The organism is Reyranella humidisoli (assembly GCF_019039055.1).
Classification (GTDB): Bacteria; Pseudomonadota; Alphaproteobacteria; order Reyranellales; family Reyranellaceae; genus Reyranella; species Reyranella humidisoli.
In genome coordinates, this window is the sequence record NZ_JAHOPB010000002.1 from 26625 (window position 1) to 45283 (window position 18659).

General features: G+C 66.2%; 18 protein-coding genes. 12 read left to right on the forward strand and 6 right to left on the reverse strand.

The window, feature by feature from the left end:
* The 3 genes from KQ910_RS18460 to KQ910_RS18470 all read left to right on the forward strand — a co-directional run bounded on the left by KQ910_RS18460 (position 1) and on the right by KQ910_RS18470 (position 2354).
* Positions 1 to 264 carry a hypothetical protein gene (locus KQ910_RS18460; RefSeq protein ID WP_216964075.1) on the forward strand — a complete coding sequence of 88 codons (264 nt, stop codon included), beginning with the start codon at positions 1 to 3 and terminating at the stop codon, positions 262 to 264.
* 251 nt (positions 265 to 515) lie between these two features.
* Entirely contained in the window at positions 516 to 716 is a 201-nt protein-coding gene (locus KQ910_RS18465) for a cold-shock protein (protein ID WP_068192421.1), read from the forward strand.
* 333 nt (positions 717 to 1049) lie between these two features.
* On the forward strand, positions 1050 to 2354 hold the full coding sequence (locus tag KQ910_RS18470) for a hypothetical protein (RefSeq protein ID WP_216964077.1): 1305 nt from the start codon (positions 1050 to 1052) through the stop codon (positions 2352 to 2354).
* A gap of 27 nt (positions 2355 to 2381) precedes the next feature.
* Here KQ910_RS18470 and KQ910_RS18475 read toward each other — a convergent pair whose 3' ends face one another.
* Both KQ910_RS18475 and KQ910_RS18480 read right to left on the reverse strand, forming a co-directional pair.
* Positions 2382 to 3356: an SDR family oxidoreductase gene (locus KQ910_RS18475; RefSeq protein WP_216964078.1), complete on the reverse strand. Its 975-nt coding sequence runs from the start codon at positions 3354 to 3356 to the stop codon at positions 2382 to 2384.
* Positions 3357 to 3372: 16 nt separating this feature from the next.
* Positions 3373 to 3858, reverse strand: coding sequence for a hypothetical protein (locus KQ910_RS18480; RefSeq protein ID WP_216964079.1), 486 nt, complete (start codon positions 3856 to 3858; stop codon positions 3373 to 3375).
* Between the two features lie 151 nt (positions 3859 to 4009).
* Between KQ910_RS18480 and bla the strand changes: the two genes are divergently transcribed.
* Positions 4010 to 4867, forward strand: a complete 858-nt coding sequence (bla, locus tag KQ910_RS18485; RefSeq protein ID WP_216964080.1) for a class A beta-lactamase — start codon at positions 4010 to 4012, stop codon at positions 4865 to 4867.
* 11 nt (positions 4868 to 4878) lie between these two features.
* Here bla and KQ910_RS18490 read toward each other — a convergent pair whose 3' ends face one another.
* The gene (locus KQ910_RS18490; protein WP_216964081.1) at positions 4879 to 6141 is read right to left on the reverse strand and encodes an MFS transporter; all 1263 of its coding nucleotides are present in this window, start codon (positions 6139 to 6141) and stop codon (positions 4879 to 4881) included.
* 118 nt (positions 6142 to 6259) lie between these two features.
* Here KQ910_RS18490 and KQ910_RS18495 point away from each other — a divergent pair, with 118 nt between their 5' ends.
* Positions 6260 to 7681, forward strand: a complete 1422-nt coding sequence (locus tag KQ910_RS18495) for an MFS transporter (protein ID WP_216964082.1) — start codon at positions 6260 to 6262, stop codon at positions 7679 to 7681.
* Here the strand turns inward: KQ910_RS18495 and KQ910_RS18500 are convergent, their stop codons facing one another.
* A complete protein-coding gene (locus tag KQ910_RS18500) occupies positions 7682 to 8410 on the reverse strand; it encodes a glutathione S-transferase N-terminal domain-containing protein (RefSeq protein ID WP_216964083.1) in 729 nt (242 codons plus the stop codon).
* A 112-nt stretch (positions 8411 to 8522) separates the two neighbouring features.
* On the opposite strand from KQ910_RS18500, the gene KQ910_RS18505 reads away from it, so the two are divergent.
* Entirely contained in the window at positions 8523 to 10829 is a 2307-nt protein-coding gene (locus KQ910_RS18505; RefSeq protein ID WP_216964085.1) for a xanthine dehydrogenase family protein molybdopterin-binding subunit, read from the forward strand.
* A 9-nt stretch (positions 10830 to 10838) separates the two neighbouring features.
* Here KQ910_RS18505 and KQ910_RS18510 read toward each other — a convergent pair whose 3' ends face one another.
* Positions 10839 to 12443: an ABC transporter substrate-binding protein gene (locus tag KQ910_RS18510; RefSeq protein WP_216964087.1), complete on the reverse strand. Its 1605-nt coding sequence runs from the start codon at positions 12441 to 12443 to the stop codon at positions 10839 to 10841.
* Positions 12444 to 12532: 89 nt separating this feature from the next.
* Between KQ910_RS18510 and KQ910_RS18515 the strand changes: the two genes are divergently transcribed.
* The 4 genes from KQ910_RS18515 to ybaK are packed head-to-tail and all read left to right on the forward strand — an operon-like array spanning position 12533 to position 16866.
* A complete protein-coding gene (locus KQ910_RS18515; RefSeq protein WP_229600815.1) occupies positions 12533 to 13840 on the forward strand; it encodes an amidase in 1308 nt (435 codons plus the stop codon).
* Positions 13837 to 15105: an amidase gene (locus KQ910_RS18520; protein ID WP_216964089.1), complete on the forward strand. Its 1269-nt coding sequence runs from the start codon at positions 13837 to 13839 to the stop codon at positions 15103 to 15105. Before KQ910_RS18515 ends, KQ910_RS18520 begins: the two co-directional genes overlap by 4 nt.
* A 9-nt stretch (positions 15106 to 15114) precedes the next feature.
* Positions 15115 to 16341 (forward strand): hydantoinase/carbamoylase family amidase, encoded by a 1227-nt coding sequence (locus KQ910_RS18525; protein ID WP_216964091.1) that lies wholly within the window; start codon positions 15115 to 15117, stop codon positions 16339 to 16341.
* A 51-nt stretch (positions 16342 to 16392) separates the two neighbouring features.
* Positions 16393 to 16866, forward strand: a complete 474-nt coding sequence (ybaK, locus tag KQ910_RS18530; RefSeq protein ID WP_216964093.1) for a Cys-tRNA(Pro) deacylase — start codon at positions 16393 to 16395, stop codon at positions 16864 to 16866.
* 11 nt (positions 16867 to 16877) lie between these two features.
* Here the strand turns inward: ybaK and KQ910_RS18535 are convergent, their stop codons facing one another.
* Positions 16878 to 17684, reverse strand: a complete 807-nt coding sequence (locus tag KQ910_RS18535) for a hypothetical protein (RefSeq protein WP_216964094.1) — start codon at positions 17682 to 17684, stop codon at positions 16878 to 16880.
* Between the two features lie 97 nt (positions 17685 to 17781).
* On the opposite strand from KQ910_RS18535, the gene KQ910_RS18540 reads away from it, so the two are divergent.
* Both KQ910_RS18540 and KQ910_RS18545 read left to right on the forward strand, forming a co-directional pair.
* Positions 17782 to 18156, forward strand: coding sequence for an STAS/SEC14 domain-containing protein (locus tag KQ910_RS18540; RefSeq protein WP_216964095.1), 375 nt, complete (start codon positions 17782 to 17784; stop codon positions 18154 to 18156).
* Between the two features lie 116 nt (positions 18157 to 18272).
* Positions 18273 to 18650 (forward strand): hypothetical protein, encoded by a 378-nt coding sequence (locus tag KQ910_RS18545; protein ID WP_216964096.1) that lies wholly within the window; start codon positions 18273 to 18275, stop codon positions 18648 to 18650.
* Positions 18651 to 18659 lie beyond the last annotated feature (9 nt).

Consider the following 18659-nt stretch of genomic DNA (forward strand, 5'->3'; position numbering starts at 1 on the left):
ATGACGAGACTGACTCTTCCGCTCGTTCTGTTGGCGTGTGTCGCGAGCGAGGCGGCCGCCCAGAGCGACGACGCGGCCTACTGCAAGAAGCTCGGCGACTACGCCACTCGCTATCTTGGGGACGCGGGCGGTAACGGAGGCACTCGACCCGACTTCGACATCATGGAGGGCATCAACAAGTGCAACAAGGGCGATACCGCGGCCGGAATCGCCATCCTGGAGAAGAAGATCCGCAGCAAAGGCTTCACGCCCCCGGCGCGATGATCCGGGGAACGAGATTCAGACCTTTCCCTGCGCAATTGTACCGGCTGGAACGTGCCGGCATGGTCCGGCGCCCGGAACGCCCTACCCCCGAATAGTGGGGGCCTGAAGGCAGCACAGGCCTGTTGTTCGCCCCTTCGTGACTATTTTATGGTCCGTTTTCGGGCCGTCGACGGGCGATGGTCAGAAGGGGCGAAATCTTGCTATCGTGTCGGTGGCTCGGTTCTCTCGCGCCGGAAATGAAGGACACGAAAATGGCTTCAGGTACCGTCAAGTGGTTCAATGCCACCAAAGGATACGGCTTCATCCAGCCCGACTCGGGCGGCAAGGATGTGTTCGTACATATCAGCGCAGTCGAGCGCGCTGGCCTCAATGGTCTGAATGAAGGCCAGAAGGTCACGTACGACGTTCAGGTCGAGCGCGGCAAGGAAGCGGCGGTCAACCTGAAGGCTTGATCTCGCATTCGGCCGCACTGCACGGCCGACGGGAAACGATCGAAACGATTGTGCTCTCGCCGCTTGACGGGTGGGATGCTATCGCCGAAGGCCTCGATCGCCGTTCATCGCGGTGATCGGGGCCTTTCTCGTAAATGTGGCTTTTTGGTGCAACCGTGGACCTGGTTTCTGCCTTCAGGAGGGGCGCTTTGGGACGCAGTTGCTGCCCGATTTAACGATTTGAATCGATTTTCTGACACGAAGTTTACGCGTCATGCTCACTAACGTTCACAGTGGCGCGAACAGTGCATTAGATGCTCGACGATGAGTCGGCATCGCGATAGCGAGACGAGTATGCGGAAGCTTGCGGCCTTTCTGGTGCTGGGGATCCTCGGGATCGTATCGATCGCGATTCCCTCGGAAGCGTTCGCCGCCACCATCAAGCCCGTCGCGTCGACCGCATCGCCGGCTGGCTTCCACGCCCGGACCAAGACCCCCGAGACGCCGACATTGCGGCTGACCGGCACGATCGAGACGGGGGACGCCGAGAGGTTGCGCGATATCCTTGTAAGGCTGCAGGCCGTGGCGCCCGCGAGCGCGAACGTCCCGCTGGCGACGATCGAGCTGAGCAGCTTGGGCGGAAGCCTCTCGGAAGGGATCAAGATCGGCCAGCTCCTGAAGAGCTACAAGGTCGTCGCGGTCGTCCGCAAGCAGGACCTCTGCCTGTCGGCCTGTGCCCTCGCGCTGCTCGGAGGCACCGCGGTTCGCGCCGCCGCTGCTTACCCGCACGATTGCAACGTCGAAGTGGGCGGCAAGGTCGCCTTCCACAACTTCTTCCTCGACCGCAGCGAATTGCGGGAACAGACCCACGACGATCCGGTGGCGAGCCGGCTGCAAGGCTTTGCCGATGCGCGCGGCGGTGCGGCGATGCTGATCCGGTATGCCGCCGATCTGGGACTGCCGCCGACCTTTGTGGCCAACCTGATGGCGCGCCCGGTCGAGGAATACCAGTACCTCGAGACGATCGGGGAATTCCTGGAGCTCAACCTCTGCCCGATCGGACTCGAGCGGCCGTCGCTTCCGATGTCCCACCAGGCGGCGAACGTCTGCAACAACTCGCTGCCTGCGCCGGCACCGGTGTCGTCAATGATCGTCGGGCCGATCGCCAGCCCGCAGGTTCGCCAGTACATGCTGGAGCGCGTCCAGGACGGACTGAATGCCGCCAAGGCCAGGGGACGGCTCGCCGATCAACTCGCCACCTGGTCGGTCATGCGGACCCGCGAAGAGGTCGACAAGCTCTATGACGATCTGCGCGCGGCCGGCGTTGCGCTGCCCGAGATCCTCGGGCCGACCTTCGAAGTGGCGGTCAATCAGGGTGGGCGCTATCGCGCCGTTTGCTACGTCAGCCTGTCGCCGACGGATCCCGACCGGTACGACATCGTCCTGCAGGGCCCCCGCAGCCTCGCCGACGCGACGCGCCTGCCGCCTGCCAATGCGCGCCGCATGTTCCTGTACGATCGCCGCGATGTCGCCAACCAGCGCCCGACGTCAATCGATCGCGACCTCTTCAGCCTGGAGCCGCGCGATGCCGAGCAGCAGCAGGTGCCGCCGCTCAGTTCCGGACGCGTGCCCGGCCGTCAGGACGTTGCCAGGCCGTGACATGACCGGCCGGCGTGCGGCGGCGCGTCAGCGTCCGCCGACCACCCATCCGGTCTCCTTCGCGAAGGCTTCGAAGAACTCAGTCTCGTAAGCCTGCTCGGGTGTCTCGCGCACGAGGCTGTCGATACGCTCGGCATCGCGGCCGACCAGGATGCGCCAGCGCTCGTTGCGCACGCCGTCGAGGATGATCGTCGCAGCCTCGGCGGCAGTGGTCGGCGCGTCCTCGAGAAAGCGCCGCGCCCGTTCGGCGATCATCTTGCGGACATCATCGTCCGAGAGCCTGGTCGCATCGATGCCCATCGAGGAAATGCGGGCGCGCGCCAGCCCGACCTCGTGCGGCGTGATCTCGTCGGTCTGGTTGCCGCTCTGCAGCTTGCGCGAGTTGGCGATGATCGACGTGCCGATATGGCCGGGCATCACCACCGAGCATTTGATATGGGGGGCGTTGAGGCGCAGGTCGGTGATGAGCGCCTCCGTGAAGCCCTTCACGGCGAACTTGGCGGCGGCATAGGCGGTCTGCGGGATGTTGGGGGCGATGTAGGCCCAGAAGCCGTTCACGCTCGACGTATTGACGATATGGCCGGCATCGGCGCGCAGCAGCATGGGCATGAGGGTTCGCGTGCAAAGATAGACGCCACCCCAGCAGATGTTGAACGTGCGCTCCCATTCGTCGCGCGCATTGACGAGGAAGCTGCCACCGCCACCGATGCCGGCATTGTTGAACAGGAGATGGATGCGATCGGTCTCGTGCTGCTCGGCGAGCTCGTCACGGAAGCGCACCACTTGCGGTTCGTCGGCCACGTCGGCGACATGCGTGGTGATGCGCTGGCCCTGATTGAGCCCGGCTGCCTCGCAGAGCCGCTTGGTCTCGGCCATTGCGCCACTCGACACGTCACCCAGCGCGATGCTGCAGCCCTCGGCCGCGAGTTGCCGCGCCAGCTCGCGACCCATGCCCGTGCCGCCGCCGGTGATGACGGCAATCCTGCCCGCAAAATCCTTCATGCGATTCCTCGATTGTTCAGTTTGGACGGAAGCGTCTCAGCGCCAGGAAGCCCAGCAGGATGAAGCCCAGCAGTACGATGCCCTGCGCCACGGCGAAAGGCGGCTCAGAGCCGGTCGGCGCGAACCTGTTCAGGATTCCGATCTTCTGGAAGGACTGCACGACCAGGACGAAGACGTTGAGATAGAAGGCGAACAGGGCGCTCGCGACATAGATCCATCGCCACGCACCGGCGAGCCGGCCGACATGGAGCGCCACCAGCGCGATCGCGAGGGCGACCGACGACACGATCCCGACACCGATCGCGGGAGTGAACACGTTGATGGGAAAGAGGAAGCCGGTCACCGTGGTCAGCACCGTGAAGAGGAGGAACACCGAATTCCATGAATCGAGCCGCCGTCCTTTGAGCATCCGGGCGCAGGCGACGACACCCGCACCGATGGCGATCAGGCTGATGACGACGTGGACGACCGTAAAGGTCGCGATGGACATTCCGAGGGTCATGCCGTCTCCTGGGCTTTGCTGCGGCATAGCGCGGAACTCGACCGCGGGGCGAATCCGGTCACCACTTTAGCGCAACGGCACGCAAGCGACACGCCAGCATGCCGCCACATTCACTCCATAGCCACGCGACGGAGCCACCGAGGAGGAGCCCGTGCCCGTTTCGATCGCCCGCCGCACACTGCTGGCTGCGCCTCTACTGTCCCTTCCGGCTTTCGCCGATGACGCTCAGTCGGCGCTTCGCGACCTCGAGCGGCGCAACGGCGGCCGTCTCGGCGTGGCCCTGCTCGACACGGCAACCGGCCGGCGGTCCGTCCATCGCGGCGACGAGCGTTTCCCGATGTGCAGCACCTTCAAGTTCCTGGCCGCTGCCTTGATGCTGGCTCGCGTGGATCGCGGCGAAGAAAAGCTCGATCGCCGCGTCTTCTTCGCCGACAGCGATCTCGTGCCTTACTCGCCCGCGACCAAGGACCATGTGGGACCGGGTGGCATGACGGTGGATGCGATCTGCGCGGCTGCCGTAACTCTCAGCGACAACACGGCGGGCAACCTGATGCTCGCGAGCTTCGGCGGCCCGGTGGGGCTGACCGCCTTCGTGCGCGGACTGGGTGATCCGGTGACGCGGCTCGACCGGATCGAGACCGAATTGAACGAGGGCACGCCGGGCGATCCGCGCGACACGACCTCGCCGCTGGCCATGCTGGGCACGATGCAGAAGCTCGTTGCGGGCGATGTCCTGTCGGCTGCGTCGCGCGATCGGTTGATCGGCTGGTTGGTCGCGAACAAGACGGGGGACAGGCGGCTGAGGGCCGGCGTGCCGGCCGGTTGGCGGGTTGGCGACAAGACCGGTACCGGCGGTCACGGCAGCGCCAACGATATCGCCGTCGCCTGGCCACCGGGCCGTGCGCCGGTCTTCATCACGGCCTACTACACGGGCTCGACGATTTCCGATGAGGCGCGCAGTGCGGTGATCGCCGAAGCCGGCCGCATCGCTACGGCCGGCATTGGCTGATCGGGGTCCGATCAGGCCGGCAGCTTCGGCGCGCTCGGGTGCTTGGGCAGGAAGGCCGTGAGCAGGCCGAGCAGCAGCAGGAACGGTGTTACCTTGTAGACGGCCTCGATGCCGGCATGGTCGGCGATCTCGCCCAGCGCGGCGGCGCCCAGGCCACCCAGGCCGAACGACACGCCGAAGAACATGCCGGCCACCAGGCCGACCCGGCCGGGCAGGAGTTCCTGCGCATAGACCAGGATCGCGGAGAAGGCCGAGGCCATGATGATCGCCACCGCGACCGCCAGGATCCCAGTCCAGAACAGGTTGGCGTAGGGCAGCATCAACGCGAAGGGCAGGGCCCCCAGGATCGAGAACCACATCACGGGGATGCGGCCGAGCCTGTCGCCGACGACGCCGCCCAGGATCGTGCCGACCACGATGCCAACCAGGAAAGCGAACAGAAAGAGCTGCGCGGTCTGCACCTCCACGCCGAACTTCTGGATCAGGTAGAAGGTGAAGTAGGAGCCGAGGCTGGCGCTGTAGACGTTCTTGGAAAAGAGCAGCGCCACCAGGATCGCCACGGCAATGCCGACGCGGCCCTTCGACAAGGTCACGTGCCCTGCCGCGGCGGCGGCCTTGCGTGATCCCGGCTTCTGGCTGGTACGGTTGGCTTTGTACCAGTGACCGACCTGGAACAGCACGATCATCGCGACGAGCGCGGCCGCCGAGAACCAGACGATGCTTTGCTGACCGGCCGGCACGACGATGAAGGCCGCGAGCAGCGGACCGGCTGCGGAGCCCATATTGCCGCCGACCTGGAACAGCGACTGGGCGAGGCCGTAGCGGCCGCCGGCCGCCATGCGCGCGACCCGCGAGGCTTCGGGATGGAACACCGACGAGCCCATTCCGATCAGTGCCGCGGCGAGCAGGATCAGCGGGTATGAATTCGCCTGCGACATCAACAGGAGGCCGACCAGGGTGAAACCCATGCCGACCATCAGGGAATAGGGCTGGGGCTTCTTGTCGGTGTACATGCCGACCACCGGCTGCAGCATCGACGCCGTGCACTGGAAGGCCAGCGTGATGAAGCCGATCTGACCGAATGACAGCTCGTATGAGTCCTTGAGGATCGGATACAGCGCCGGCACCAGCGACTGCATCATGTCGTTGAGCAGATGGCAGAAGCTCAGGGAGAGAATGACGGCGAAGGTCGTGTTGTTGGCGGAGGCCGAAGGAGCCGGAGCCGCGGGGGCAGAGACGGGCGCGGCACCGGCTGCCATAGTATTGTCGGTCATGCCGCTACTTTAAGCGGCGACCATCACGGTCGCCAGCTCCGGCGCGGCAACCCAGCCTTGCGGTGGTGACGGTCGCAAGGGATTTGAACCTTCGACGGGGCGTTGCGTTGCACCGCCTGTGCAGACCGACGTTCCCGCTCGCCTCGACCGCCTGCCGTGGAGCCGTTTCCACCGGCTGGTCGTCGTTGCGCTGGGCATCACCTGGATTCTCGACGGGCTGGAGGTGACGCTGGCGGGCTCGGTGGCAGCGGCACTGCAGACCAGCCCGCGCCTGCAGCTTACGGCCGAACAGGTCGGCCTGACCGGCAGCGCCTATCTTGCGGGCGCGGTGCTGGGCTCGCTGTTCTTCGGGCATCTCACGGATCGGCTGGGCCGCAAGAAGCTCTTCAACGTGACGCTGGGCGTCTATCTGGTCGCGACGGCGGCGACGGCCTTCTCATGGGATTTCTACAGCTTCCTGTTCTTTCGCTTCCTGACGGGCGCCGGCATCGGCGGCGAATACTCCGCCATCAACTCGGCGATCCAGGAATTGATCCCGGCGCGGCTGCGCGGCCGCATCGATCTCGCGATCAACGGCAGCTTCTGGATCGGCGCGGCCGGCGGCGCGCTGCTGTCGGTCTGGTTGCTCGATCCCAACGTGCTCGATCCCGACATGGGCTGGCGGGTGGCCTTCGGCTCCGGCGCGGTGCTTGGCTTGATGATCCTCTTCCTGCGTCGCTATCTGCCGGAAAGCCCGCGCTGGTTGATGATCCACGGCAAGCCGCGCGAGGCGGAGGGTGTCGTCGAGGAAATCGAGGCGCGGGTGGAGGCCGACACGGGCAAGAAGCTGGCGCCGGTGACGCAGTGGCTGACGCTCGGCGATCCGCACAAGACGACGATGGTCTCCGTCGCGCGGACCCTGCTCAAGCACTATCGCAGCCGCACGACCCTCGGCCTGGTGCTGATGGCCTCGCAGGCCTTCGTCTACAACGCGATCTTTTTCACCTACGCGCTGATCCTCACCAGGTTCTACAACGTGCCGGGCGACAAGGTCGGGCTCTACATCCTGCCTTTCGCGATCGGCAATTTTCTGGGCCCGCTGCTACTCGGGCCGCTGTTCGACACGCTGGGGCGCCGGCACATGATCACGGCCACCTACGCGATCTCGGGCGTACTGCTGGCGGTGACGGGCTGGATGTTCCATGCCGGCCATCTCGATGCCACGACGCAGACGGCGATGTGGAGCGTCGTCTTCTTCTTCGCCTCGGCGGCGGCCAGTGCCGCCTATCTCACGGTGGGCGAGTGCTTCCCGCTGGAGATCCGCGCACTCACCATTGCGCTCTTCTACGCCTTCGGCACCCTGTTCGGCGGCGTCGGCGGGCCGTGGCTGTTCGGCGTGCTGATCGCCGGCGGCAGCTCCGGCGAGATCATGTGGGGCTATATGCTCGGCGCCGTGCTGATGCTGACGGCATCGCTGGTCACCCTGAAGCTCGGCGTCGCGGCGGAGTGCAAGTCGCTGGAGGAGGTGGCGCCACCCCTCTCCAGCGAACAGCGTCTTTAGCTAGGCGACACGAACCGGCCGGGCGCGTTGATTATAGAGCATCTTGCGAATGCGCTCCTGCTCCTCGGGCGGCAGCTTCTCGCGATCGACAGAGAAGTCGGCGCCGACCGCCATGCCCTTCTGGACGGCGGGACGCGCACCCAGTTCCTCGAACCAGCGCTTGAAGTAGGGGAACTCCTCGATGTCCTGCCCCTGGAATTTCCAGTTCACCGTCCACGGATAACAGATCATGTCCGCGATCGTGTACTGGTCGCCCGCCAGGTACTTGTGCTTGTAGAGGCGGTTGTTCAGCACGCCGTAGAGGCGGTTCACCTCGTCGGTGAAGCGCGTGATGGCGTACTTCTGATCGCCTTCCTTGGCTTGGTCGACCCGGCGGAAGTGCCCGCATTCGCCGCTCTTCGGGCCCTGGTTGGCCATCTGCCAGATCAGCCACTGGTTTACTTCGTGCCTGGTCCGCAGGTCTTGCGGATAGAACTTCCCGGCCTTCTCGGCGACGTACATCATGATCGCGCCGGACTCGAACACGACCAGTGGCTTGCCGCCATCGGCCGGAGCGTTGTCGACCATCACCGGCATGCGATGGTTGGGATTCATCTCCAGGAAGGCGTCCGTGAACTGGTCGCCCTGTCCGATGTTTACCGGCACGACCTTGTAGGGCAGGCCGCATTCCTCCAGCAGGATGGTGACCTTCTTGCCGTTGGGTGTCGGCCAATAGTGCAGATCGATCATTGATATCCTCCGAAGTGCTGTTGGGTCTGACGGGTGGCGGGAGCCTCCGCCCGTCGTAGAGGCCCGTCAATGGTGTATGCTCGCCGCCAACGAACGGTTCGGGAGAAACGACGTGGCGGATGGAAGCCGGGACGCAAGATCGATACGCCGCCTCGAGGATGCGCGTTTCCTCACCGGTCACGGCCGCTATGTCGAGGATATCGGCGAGCCCGCCGCGCTCCACGGTCATGTCCTGCGCTCGCCGCATGCCCATGCCCTGATCCGTTCGATCGACGTATCGTCCGCGGCCTCGATGCCGGGCGTGCATCTCGTCGCGACGGCGGACGATCTGGCGGCGGACGGTTTGGGCCACATGCCTTGCCTGGCCGCGGTCAAGCCGATGATCGTGCCGCCGCGACCGGCGCTGGCGACGGGCCGCGTGCGTCATGTCGGCGATCCGGTGTGCTTCGTCGTGGCCGACAGTGCGGAGATCGCGCGCGAGGCGGCGGAGCGGATCGAGATCGACTACGAGCCAATGCCGTCGGTAAGCCACGGCCGCACGGCACTGGCCGAGGGGGCGCCGGTGCTGTGGGACGAGGCGCCGGGCAATCTCGCCTACCATGTGCAGCGCGGCGACCACGCTGCCGTCGCCCAGGCAATGAAGAGCGCCGCGCACATCGTCGACGTCGACGTGACCAACAACCGTGTCATCGTGGTTCCGCTGGAGCCGCGTGCCGGCATCGCACGTTACGACCCGGCGACGGATACCATGGACCTTGAACTGACGGGGCAGGGGCTGCACGGCATCCGCCGCCAGCTCGCCGAATTCATCTTCAAGGTGGCGCCCGAGCGCATCCAGCTTCATGCGCCGGATGTCGGCGGCGGGTTCGGGATGAAGAACTTCCTTTATCCCGAATGGATCCTGCTTCTGTGGGCGGCGCGGCGCCTCAAGCGCCCGGTGCGCTGGCTGGCCGATCGCGCCGAGGATTTCGTGATGGGCGCGCAGGGCCGCGACATCGAGGCGACGGCACGGATCGCGCTCGATGAGGCGGGACGCATCCTGGCGCTCGACGTGGCGATGGTCGCAAATCTCGGCGCCTACCTGTCGGGCAACGGGCCCGGCGCCTCGGTGGTCGCCGCCTCGACGGCGCAGGGCGGGGTCTATGACATTCCCGCGATCGCGGTCGACGTGCGCGGGGCGCTTACCAACACGACGCCGGTCGATGCCTATCGCGGCGCCGGCAAGCCCGAGGCGAACTACATCGTCGAGCGTGCCATCGAGGCGGCGGCACGCGCACTGGGCCGCGATCCGGCCGATCTGCGGCGGCAGAACCTGATCGCCTCGTTCCCGTACAGGACCGCGATGGGCATGGCGATCGACTCCGGTGACTTCGTGGCCAATCTCGATGCCGCCGTGGCGCGGGCACCGGGCTTCGAAGCCCGGCGCGCCAATGCTCGCGCACGAGGACGTCTGCGTGGCCTCGGCGTCGCCTGCTTCCTCGAAACCTCGCGGGGCGCGCCCAACGAAGGCGCGGAGGTGCGGTTCGAGCCGGACGGCAGCGTAATGATCGCGGTCGGTACCGAGTCGAACGGGCAGGGGCACGAGACGTCCTTCGCGCAGATTGCCTCGAAGCATCTCGGCCTGCCGATCGAGACCTTCCGTTACGTCCAGGCCGATACGCGCGCGGTGAAAACCGGTGCCGGCCATGGCGGCGCGCGCTCGATGCACATGGGCGGCGCGGCATTGGTCAAGGCGATGGACGCAGCGCTGGCAAAAGCACGACGGCTCGCCGCGCATCTCCTGCAGGCGAACGAGCAGGAGATCGACTATGAGCGGGGGCGTTTCACGGTGCGTGGCAGCGATCGCGTCATCGACCTCGCGACGCTTGCCACCAGTGCGGGTGATGCCGCCAATCTTCCGGACGGCATGTCGCCCGGCCTGGGCGAGCATGTGCTGAACGTCACCGACGTCTTCACTTTCCCCAACGGCTGTCATGTTGCCGAGGTCGAGATCGATCCGGAGACCGGTGCAACGGAGCTGCTGAGCTACATCGCGGTCGACGACTATGGCCGCCTGATCAACCCCATGCTGACCGAGGGCCAGGTACAGGGCGGGCTTGCACAAGGCATTGGCCAGGCGATGCTGGAGCACACGGTCTACGATCCGGACTCAGGCCAGCTGCTCACCGGCTCGCTGATGGATTACGCGCTGCCGCGCGCGACCGATCTGCCGTTCTTCGACATCGAATTGGTCGAGCGACCGACCGCCGCCAATCCGCTGGGTGTCAAGGGCTCCGGCCAGGCCGGCTGCATCGGCGCACCTCAGACCGTGATGGCCGCAATTCTCGACGCGCTACGGCACGCGGGCGTCGAGCGGCTGGAAATGCCTGCCACGCCCGCGCGTGTCTGGGAGGCTCTACAAGCTGGCAAGCCGCGCTGACGGAGCCGGTCAGCCCACGGTTACCGGCGAGAAGTCGACGTACCAGCTCTTGGGGTGGACGTAGCCCTTCACCTTGGACGAGATCGCGTTCGGCCAGACGTCGTGGACGAACCAGACGAACACCGCCTGGTCGACCATGCGCGTGTTGATCTTCGCCAGCACCTTGTCGAGTTCCGCCGGGTCCGCCGTGCTGCGCGCCTCGGCGGCGAGCTTGTCGAACTCCGGATCGTTGATGTAGCCCCAGTTCGAGCCCCTGGGCGGAACCTGCTGGCTGTCGACGAAGCGCATGAAGGCATTGTGCGGGTCCATCGTGTTCCAGCTCACGTTGATGGCGCTGAACGCGGCGGCCTCGGGGGCCTTGGCGCCCTGGCGCATGAAGTTCAGCAGCGCGTTCCAGTCCATCACCTGGAACTCGAGATCGACGCCCACCTCGGCGAACTGCTGCTGGATGAACTCGTTCATGATCAGCGGATACATCTGGCCTGAGCCGGACGTCGAGATCGCGACCTTCAGCTTGAGCTTTTTCTGCGGCCCGTAGCCGGCCTCGGCCAGCAGCTTCTTCGCCTCCGCCGGATCGTAGCGGATCTTGAAGGTCGGGTTGCCGAACCACGGATGGTCGGCCGGCACGCAGCCGACGGCCGGCGCGGCGAGCCCGTTCAGGAGCTTCACCATGGCGTCGCGATCGACCGCGAGGTTCAGCGCCTTGCGCACGCGGATGTCGGCGGTCGGCGCACCCGGCAGCATGCTGAGCGTATAGGGCCACATGTGCGGGATGGCGTTCGTCTCGATCTTGCAGCCGGCGGCGCGCAGCTTGTCGAGCGAGTCGGGCGCGGGTGCCTCGATCCAGTCGACCCGGCCCGACAGGAGGGCGGCGGTGCGAGTGGAGACGTCGGGGATCGGCAGCAGCACCATGCGCTCGCTCTTTGGAAGGCGCGCCTTGTCCCAGTAGTCGTTGTTGCGCTCCAGCTCGGCGCGCTCGCGCGGTGTCCACGACTTCATCTTCCACGGGCCCGTGCCCGAGGGCGACTTGCGATAGGCCTGCCAGTCGCGGCCCACCTTCTCGAAATTGGCCGGACTCGAGATCGGGAACCGGTTGAGCAGCGACGGCATGATCGTGTCGACGCCCTTGGTCTGCAGCTCGACCTTGTAGTCGTCGATCTTGCGGTAGCCGACCAGCGGCCAGAGCGCCGCCAGCAGCACGCTGCGTCCGACGCGATCGAAGACCGCCGACTTGTCGTTGAGAGCGCGGTCGATGCTGAAGATCACCGCGTCGGCGTTGAAGTCCGATCCGTCGTGGAACTTCACGCCCTGACGCAGCTCGAAGATCCACTTCGTGGGGTCGGCCGGGTCCTGGTACCACTTGGTCGCCAGACCGGGCACCAGCTTCGCCGGTGCCGTCGCGGACGACAGGTCCCAGGCGACCAGCGGGTCGTACATCGTGTAGCCCATGAAGCGGATGCCTTCGGTGCCCTGGTCGGGCGCGCCGTCGGTCGCCGGGATGTCGGCAAGTGTCATGGCGATGCGTAGGGTCGAGGGTTGTTGCGCTTTGGCCGAGCTTGCGCCGATGAAGGGAAGGGCGGTGCCGGCGAGTAGAGCGGCGCGACGGGTGAGCATACGAAACCTCCGTGGTTCCGTTCTACGAAGCACGAAGCGAGCCATGGAAGATCCTCGGGCGAGCCACCCCGAAGCGTACTGGACGCGGCATGCTTCTTGCTGTTTTGCTGGCGATCATGGCCGCGCTCAACACGCTTACCGCTACCGAACTCGCGCAACGACTGGACTCCGGAGGGGCAACCGCCGAGGCGATCGTGCGCGCGCATCTCGACCGCATCGACCAACGCGACGCCGACGTGCTCGCCTGGTCGCATCTCGCGCGCGAGGCTGCCCTGGAAACCGCCAGGATGCTCGATCGCGGACCACGAAAGGGTCTGCTGCACGGCATTCCGATGGGTGTGAAGGACATCATCGACTCCTTCGACCAGCCGACGACCTACGGTTCGCCGATCTACCGCACGCACCAGCCGCTGGCCGACGCCGCCACCGTGGCGCTGGCGCGCGAGGCCGGCGCTATCCTGCTCGGCAAGACCGTGACGACGGAGTTCGCCAACCGTCACCCCGGTCCTACGAAGAATCCGCACAATCCCGGGCATACACCGGGCGGCTCCTCGTCGGGCTCGGCCGCGGCGGTCGCGGACTTCCAGAGCGTGCTGGGTACCGGCACGCAGACCGGTGGCTCGGTCATCCGGCCCGCCGCCTTCTGCGGCGTCGTGGGCTACAAGCCGAGCTATGGCCATTTCGCGCCGGCGGGCATGAAGGCCAATACCGAGTGGCTGGACACGATCGGCGCCTATGCCCGCAGCGTCGAGGACATCGCGCTGTTTCGCGCGGCCCTGATGGCGTTGCCCTTCACGCCGATCGCAAAGATCGACCGGCCGCCGAGGATTGCCGTCGCTTTCACACATCATCGCCACGAGCTGTCGCCCGAAGGCACCCAGGCCGTGAACGATGCCGCGGCGGCTTTCGCGAAGGCTGGCGCGCAGGTGAGCGAGATCGAGTTGCCCGCGCCGGTGCGCGACATGACTGAAGGCCAGAAGACACTGTCAGCCTTCGACGGGCCGCGCGCCCATGCCGACGAGGCGCGACGCTTCCCCGGGCTGCTGAGCGAGAGCCTGAAGAAGGACAAGCTCGAAGCCGGTTCGAAGATCGACTACGAAACCTGGGTGGCCGCGCGAAAGCTCGGCGAGACCGGCCGCGCGGCGGTCGATTCTCTGTTCTCCGACATCGACGTCATCCTGACGGCGCCGGCCAAGGGCGAGGCGCCTCCGGGACTCGAACGAACGGGCGATGCCACTTTCAACCTTCTCTGGACCTATCTCTGGATGCCCTGCGTGACCCTGCCGTTGACCATGGGCCCGACCGGCCTGCCGGTCGGCATCCAGCTTGTCGGGCGCCAGCATGAGGATGCAGGCTTGCTCGACATCGCGGCCTGGGCACGGAGCGTGCTGTCATGAAGCCGATCACCGCCGTCGAAGCCGTCGCCGCCATCGAGGCCGGCACGCTTACCTCCGAGAAGTTGGTGCGCGACTGCCTCGACCGTATCGCCGAGCGCGACGATGTCGTGAAGGCCTGGGTCCATCTCGATCCCGACCAGGCGATCGCGCAGGCCAGGGCCGCCGATGCAGCCAGCGGTGGCCTGCTGTGCGGCATCCCGGTCGGCGTTAAGGATATCATCGACACCTACGACATGCCGACCGGCCACAACTCGCCGATTTTCGAAGGCAAGGTGCCGTTCGGCGATGCCGCCTGCGTGGCGCTCTGCCGGACCGAAAATGCCGTCATCATGGGCAAGACGGTGACGACCGAATTCGCCAACCGCCACCCCGGCGCGACGACCAATCCGCACAATCCCGCGCACACGCCGGGCGGCTCGTCGTCGGGTTCGGCCGCGGCGGTGGCCGATGGGCATGTGCCGCTGGCCTTTGGTACGCAGACCGGTGGCTCGGTGATCCGGCCCGCCGCCTATTGCGGCGTCGTGGGCTACAAGCCGACCTTCGGTGACTTCAACCGCGTCGGCATCAAGATGCAGTGCCATTCGGTCGATACGCTGGGCCTGATGGCGCGCACGCTCGAGGACATCGCGCTGTTCCGCGCCGCCGTGCTGAAAATGCCGCCGGTACGCATCGACCGCGACATCGGCCGGCCGCGCATCGGTGTCTGCCGCTCGCCGGTCTGGGACCAGGCCGAGCCCGAGACAAAGGCACTGATCGAGGCGACGGCGACCCTGCTGTCCGACAAGGGCGCTTCGGTGGTCGACGTGTACTTTGCGCCGCAGTTCACCGACATCATCGACGACCATGCCGCGATCACCGGCTTCGAGAGCGTGCGCAACTATGCCGACGAGCGGCTGCGCAATCCCGACAAGGTGAGCGACGAGCTGATGAGCGGGCCGATGAAGCGCGGCCTCGCCGTCTCCTTCGAACGCTACGTCGCGGCCCAACGCAAGGCCACCGCCTTCAAGGCCCATGTCGATTCCCTGTTCGACAAGGTCGACCTGCTGTTGACGCCCAGCGCACCGGGCGAGGCGCCCAAGGGTCTCGCCGCGACCGGTGATCCGGTCTTCAACTCGATCTGGACGCTGGCCGGCACGCCCTGCGTAACGCTGCCCGCGGGTACCGGCCCGAACGGCCTGCCGCTTGGCGTCCAGCTCGTCGGCCTGCGCCACCACGACGACCGCATGCTTTCCCTTGCCGCCTGGGTGGCGGCGCATTTGAACTGAGGCGACGACATGCCCACGATCAACGGTGAACGACTGCTCGGCGACCTGCGGCGTATCGCCGATTTCGGCCGCTACCAGACCGGCGTGCATCGCCCGCATCTGTCGCCCCAGGATGTCGAGAGCCGGCATTGGCTCGTGGCTCGGATGAAGGAAGCGGGGCTGGAGCCCGTGATCGACGGGATTGGCACGGTGATCGGCAAGAGCCCCAAGACCGGCCCACGCATCCTGATCGGCTCGCACTCCGACACGCAGCCACGCGGCGGCTGGCTCGACGGCGTCATGGGCGTGATCTACGGACTCGAAGTGGCGCGGGCGCTGGCCGAGGACCCCGAGACGGCGCATCTCGCCGTCGACGTCGCCTCCTGGGCCGACGAGGAAGGCCATTGGGGCCAGATGACCGGCAGCCGGTCCTTCATCGGTATCTTCTCCGAGGCCGACATCGACAAGGCGAAGCATCGCGACGAGGGCACGCCGATGCGCGAGGCACTGAAGGCGGCCGGTCTCGAGGGCGTGCCGCGCGAGCATCTGGAGGAGGGCCGGTACCGCGGCTATCTCGAAGCCCATATCGAGCAGGGTGGTTTGCTGGAGGTCGACGAGAAGCGTATCGGCATCGTGACGGCGATCGTCGGCATCATGCAGTTTCGCCTGACCTTCAGCGGCATCCAGAACCATGCCGGCACGACGCCGATGCCGATCCGCAAGGATGCGGGGGTCGCCATGATGCGGCTCTACAACGACGTGATGGACAAGTTCCCCGCCGTCTCGGGTCCGCGCAGCGTCTGGACCGTCGGCAAGATGGTGCTGGAGCCCGGCGCGCCGGCCATCGTGCCGGGCCGGGCCGAAATGGTCCTGCAGTTCCGTGACGCCGACTACAAGGTATTGCAGGCCTTCGAGGCCAAGCTGATGGAGATCGTCGCCGATCACCAGAAGAACAGCCCGTGCAAGGTCGAGTGCGTGAACCTCTCGCGCACCCAGCCGCTGGTGATGGACGAGCGTTTCCTCGAGGCGATCGAGGAATCGGCCGCCGTGCATGCCTCAGAGAAGCATATGCGCATGCCGTCGGGCGCGGGCCACGATGCCCAGGTGATCGGCCTGAAGATGCCGGCGGCCATGATGTTCGTGCCGTCGATTGGCGGCATCTCGCACCACTTCACCGAGAATACCCACGATGCCGACATCGTGCTGGGCTGCCAGGTCTTCGCCGACGCCACGGCCAAAATCCTGAAGGGGAACTGACCCGGCAACTTGCGCTATCCTGCCCGGCCGGATGAAGCGGTCGGAGCAGGGATGTCGAAGGTTACGCGCGCCACGAAGGCACTCGAACAGGCGAAGGTCGCCTTCACGGTCCACACCTACGACTACGATCCCGACGCCGACAAGGTCGGGCTGCAGGCGGCCGAGGCGCTGGGCGAGCAGCCGCAGCGCGTGCTCAAGACCCTGATGACCCTGGTCGACGGCAAGCCGGCTTGCGTGATCGTGCCGTCCGACCGCGAAGTCTCGATGAAGAGGCTGGCGGCGGCATTCGGGGCCAAGTCGGCCGAGATGATGAAGCCGGCCGATGCCGAGCGGATGACCGGCTACAAGGTGGGCGGCATCAGCCCGTTCGGCCAGATGAAGTTGGTACGCACCGCCATCGAGGCCGAGACGATGGCGCACGAGCGGGTCTTCCTCAACGGCGGCCAGCGTGGCCTGCAGGTGCGAATGTCACCTCGGGATGTCGCGTCGGTGCTGAAAGCCGTGGTCTCGCCGCTGGTCGCCTGAGAAACTTCACTCTACTGAGCCGCGGCGAGGTAGCGGGCCAGGCCGCCCGCCCTGTCCGGCGGCAGCTTCGAGGGCGCGCCGTTCAGGCGAATGCCCAGCTCGCACGCCTCCTCGTTCGACAGTTTCGCCAGGTTCTGCAACTTCTCGAAATCGGACGAGGTCAGGCCGGCCTCGACGAGAAGGGTGCGTGCCTCGGTGTCGTTCGGCACCGGCGGTTGGGCGGTGCCCGACTTCAGGGCGTCGCGGCCCGCGCGATAGGCCTTCTCCATGGCGATCAGCATGTCGCGCATCAGCTTCTGGCCCTGGGCGTCGAGCCGGTCGGCCCGCTGGATGCCGATCAGCGCCAATTCACGGCAGGCCGTGACGTTCGTGCCGGCGAGATGCCGCATCAGCGCGATGCGCGCCGCCAGCACGCTCTCGGCGTCGGCAGCGTCGGTGGCCCGCAGCGCCGGCACGATGTGCCTGGCGCGCAACTCGCTCATCAGCACGAGGGGGCGAGGCGCGCCCTGCGTCGTCGGATTGCGCAGTTCTTCCTTGAGCGACGCGCGCAGCCGCGCTTCGGCATCGGGCACGTCGACCAGCACGAGCCCGACCAGCGGCAGCGTGCGCGCTTCGATCATCGCATTGTCGACCATCTGTGTATCGTCACCCGTCAGGAACTGGAGACCGTAGACCGCGCCGGCGGCGGCCAGGGCGCCGGCGGCCGCTGCCGCCATGGAACGCATGAGGCGCTGCCGGGAGGACACGTTGCGGCCGAACAGATAGAGGGCGGCGCCGGCCGCGAGGGCCACAACGACGATGACGGCGGTCTGCTCCAAGAGACTACTCCTGTTTGCGGCTGCGGGCGGGCGTGGTATCGCCACCCAACCTGCCGCGCGCCTGCGGTGGAATGTGGGCAACCTGAACCGCAATTAGATGCCGATCCATGTCGATTTCTTCCACCCGAGCCGCCTCGTCATCGCGGTCGTGAGGGGAACGATCACCGCCGACGACGTCCGCGATGCCGTCCAGCAATTCCTGGCCAGCGACGTGTTGCATTACCGCAAGATCATCGACATCGCCTCGCCCACTTCGCCTTTGGACGATGCCGCCGTCCAGTTGATGGCCAATCTGGTCCTGTCCAAATCCGTTTCGCGACCGCGTGGTGCGCTCGCTTTCGTCGTCAGTCCCGGCCAGGCTGCCGACAACGCCGAGACATTCGCCCGGTTGACCGGCGCCGAGCGTCCGGTGAAGGTTTTTCATAGCTTGCACGCGGCGCGAAAATGGCTCGAAGAGCAGCCGATGCCATGACGGCCACTTGAGCACAGATCGGCGATATTTCTGCCGTGACGATGCAAAGGGACGTCGTCGCGCCTCAGTCGCGGCTGACGTAGGATCGCGAATGGCGCCGTTCGCGATCAGGTAACATGCCGTTCAAGCTCGATATTTTTCCGCCGGACCGCATGGTCGTTGCCGTGGCCCGAGGCGAGATCACGCTTGCGGACCTGATGATGCTCGTCAAGGAACTGATCGACAGCGGGACGCTGCCCTATCGCAAGATCATCGACATCACGTCGGCGACGTCGGCGCTCGGCAAGGAAGAACTGGAGAGCATCGCGGAGCGTCTGCGTACCGCACCCCTCCAGCGGCCGCGCGGGCCGCTCGCGATCGTGGCCGACGGCAATCGGGGCGAACTCGGCAGGCTTTTCATGTCGCTCACCTCCGACGAGCGGCCCGTCCAGGTGTTTCGCTCGATCCACGAGGCTCGCCGGTGGCTGTTGGCGAACTCGAAGATCGTGCTGTAGGAGCGATCG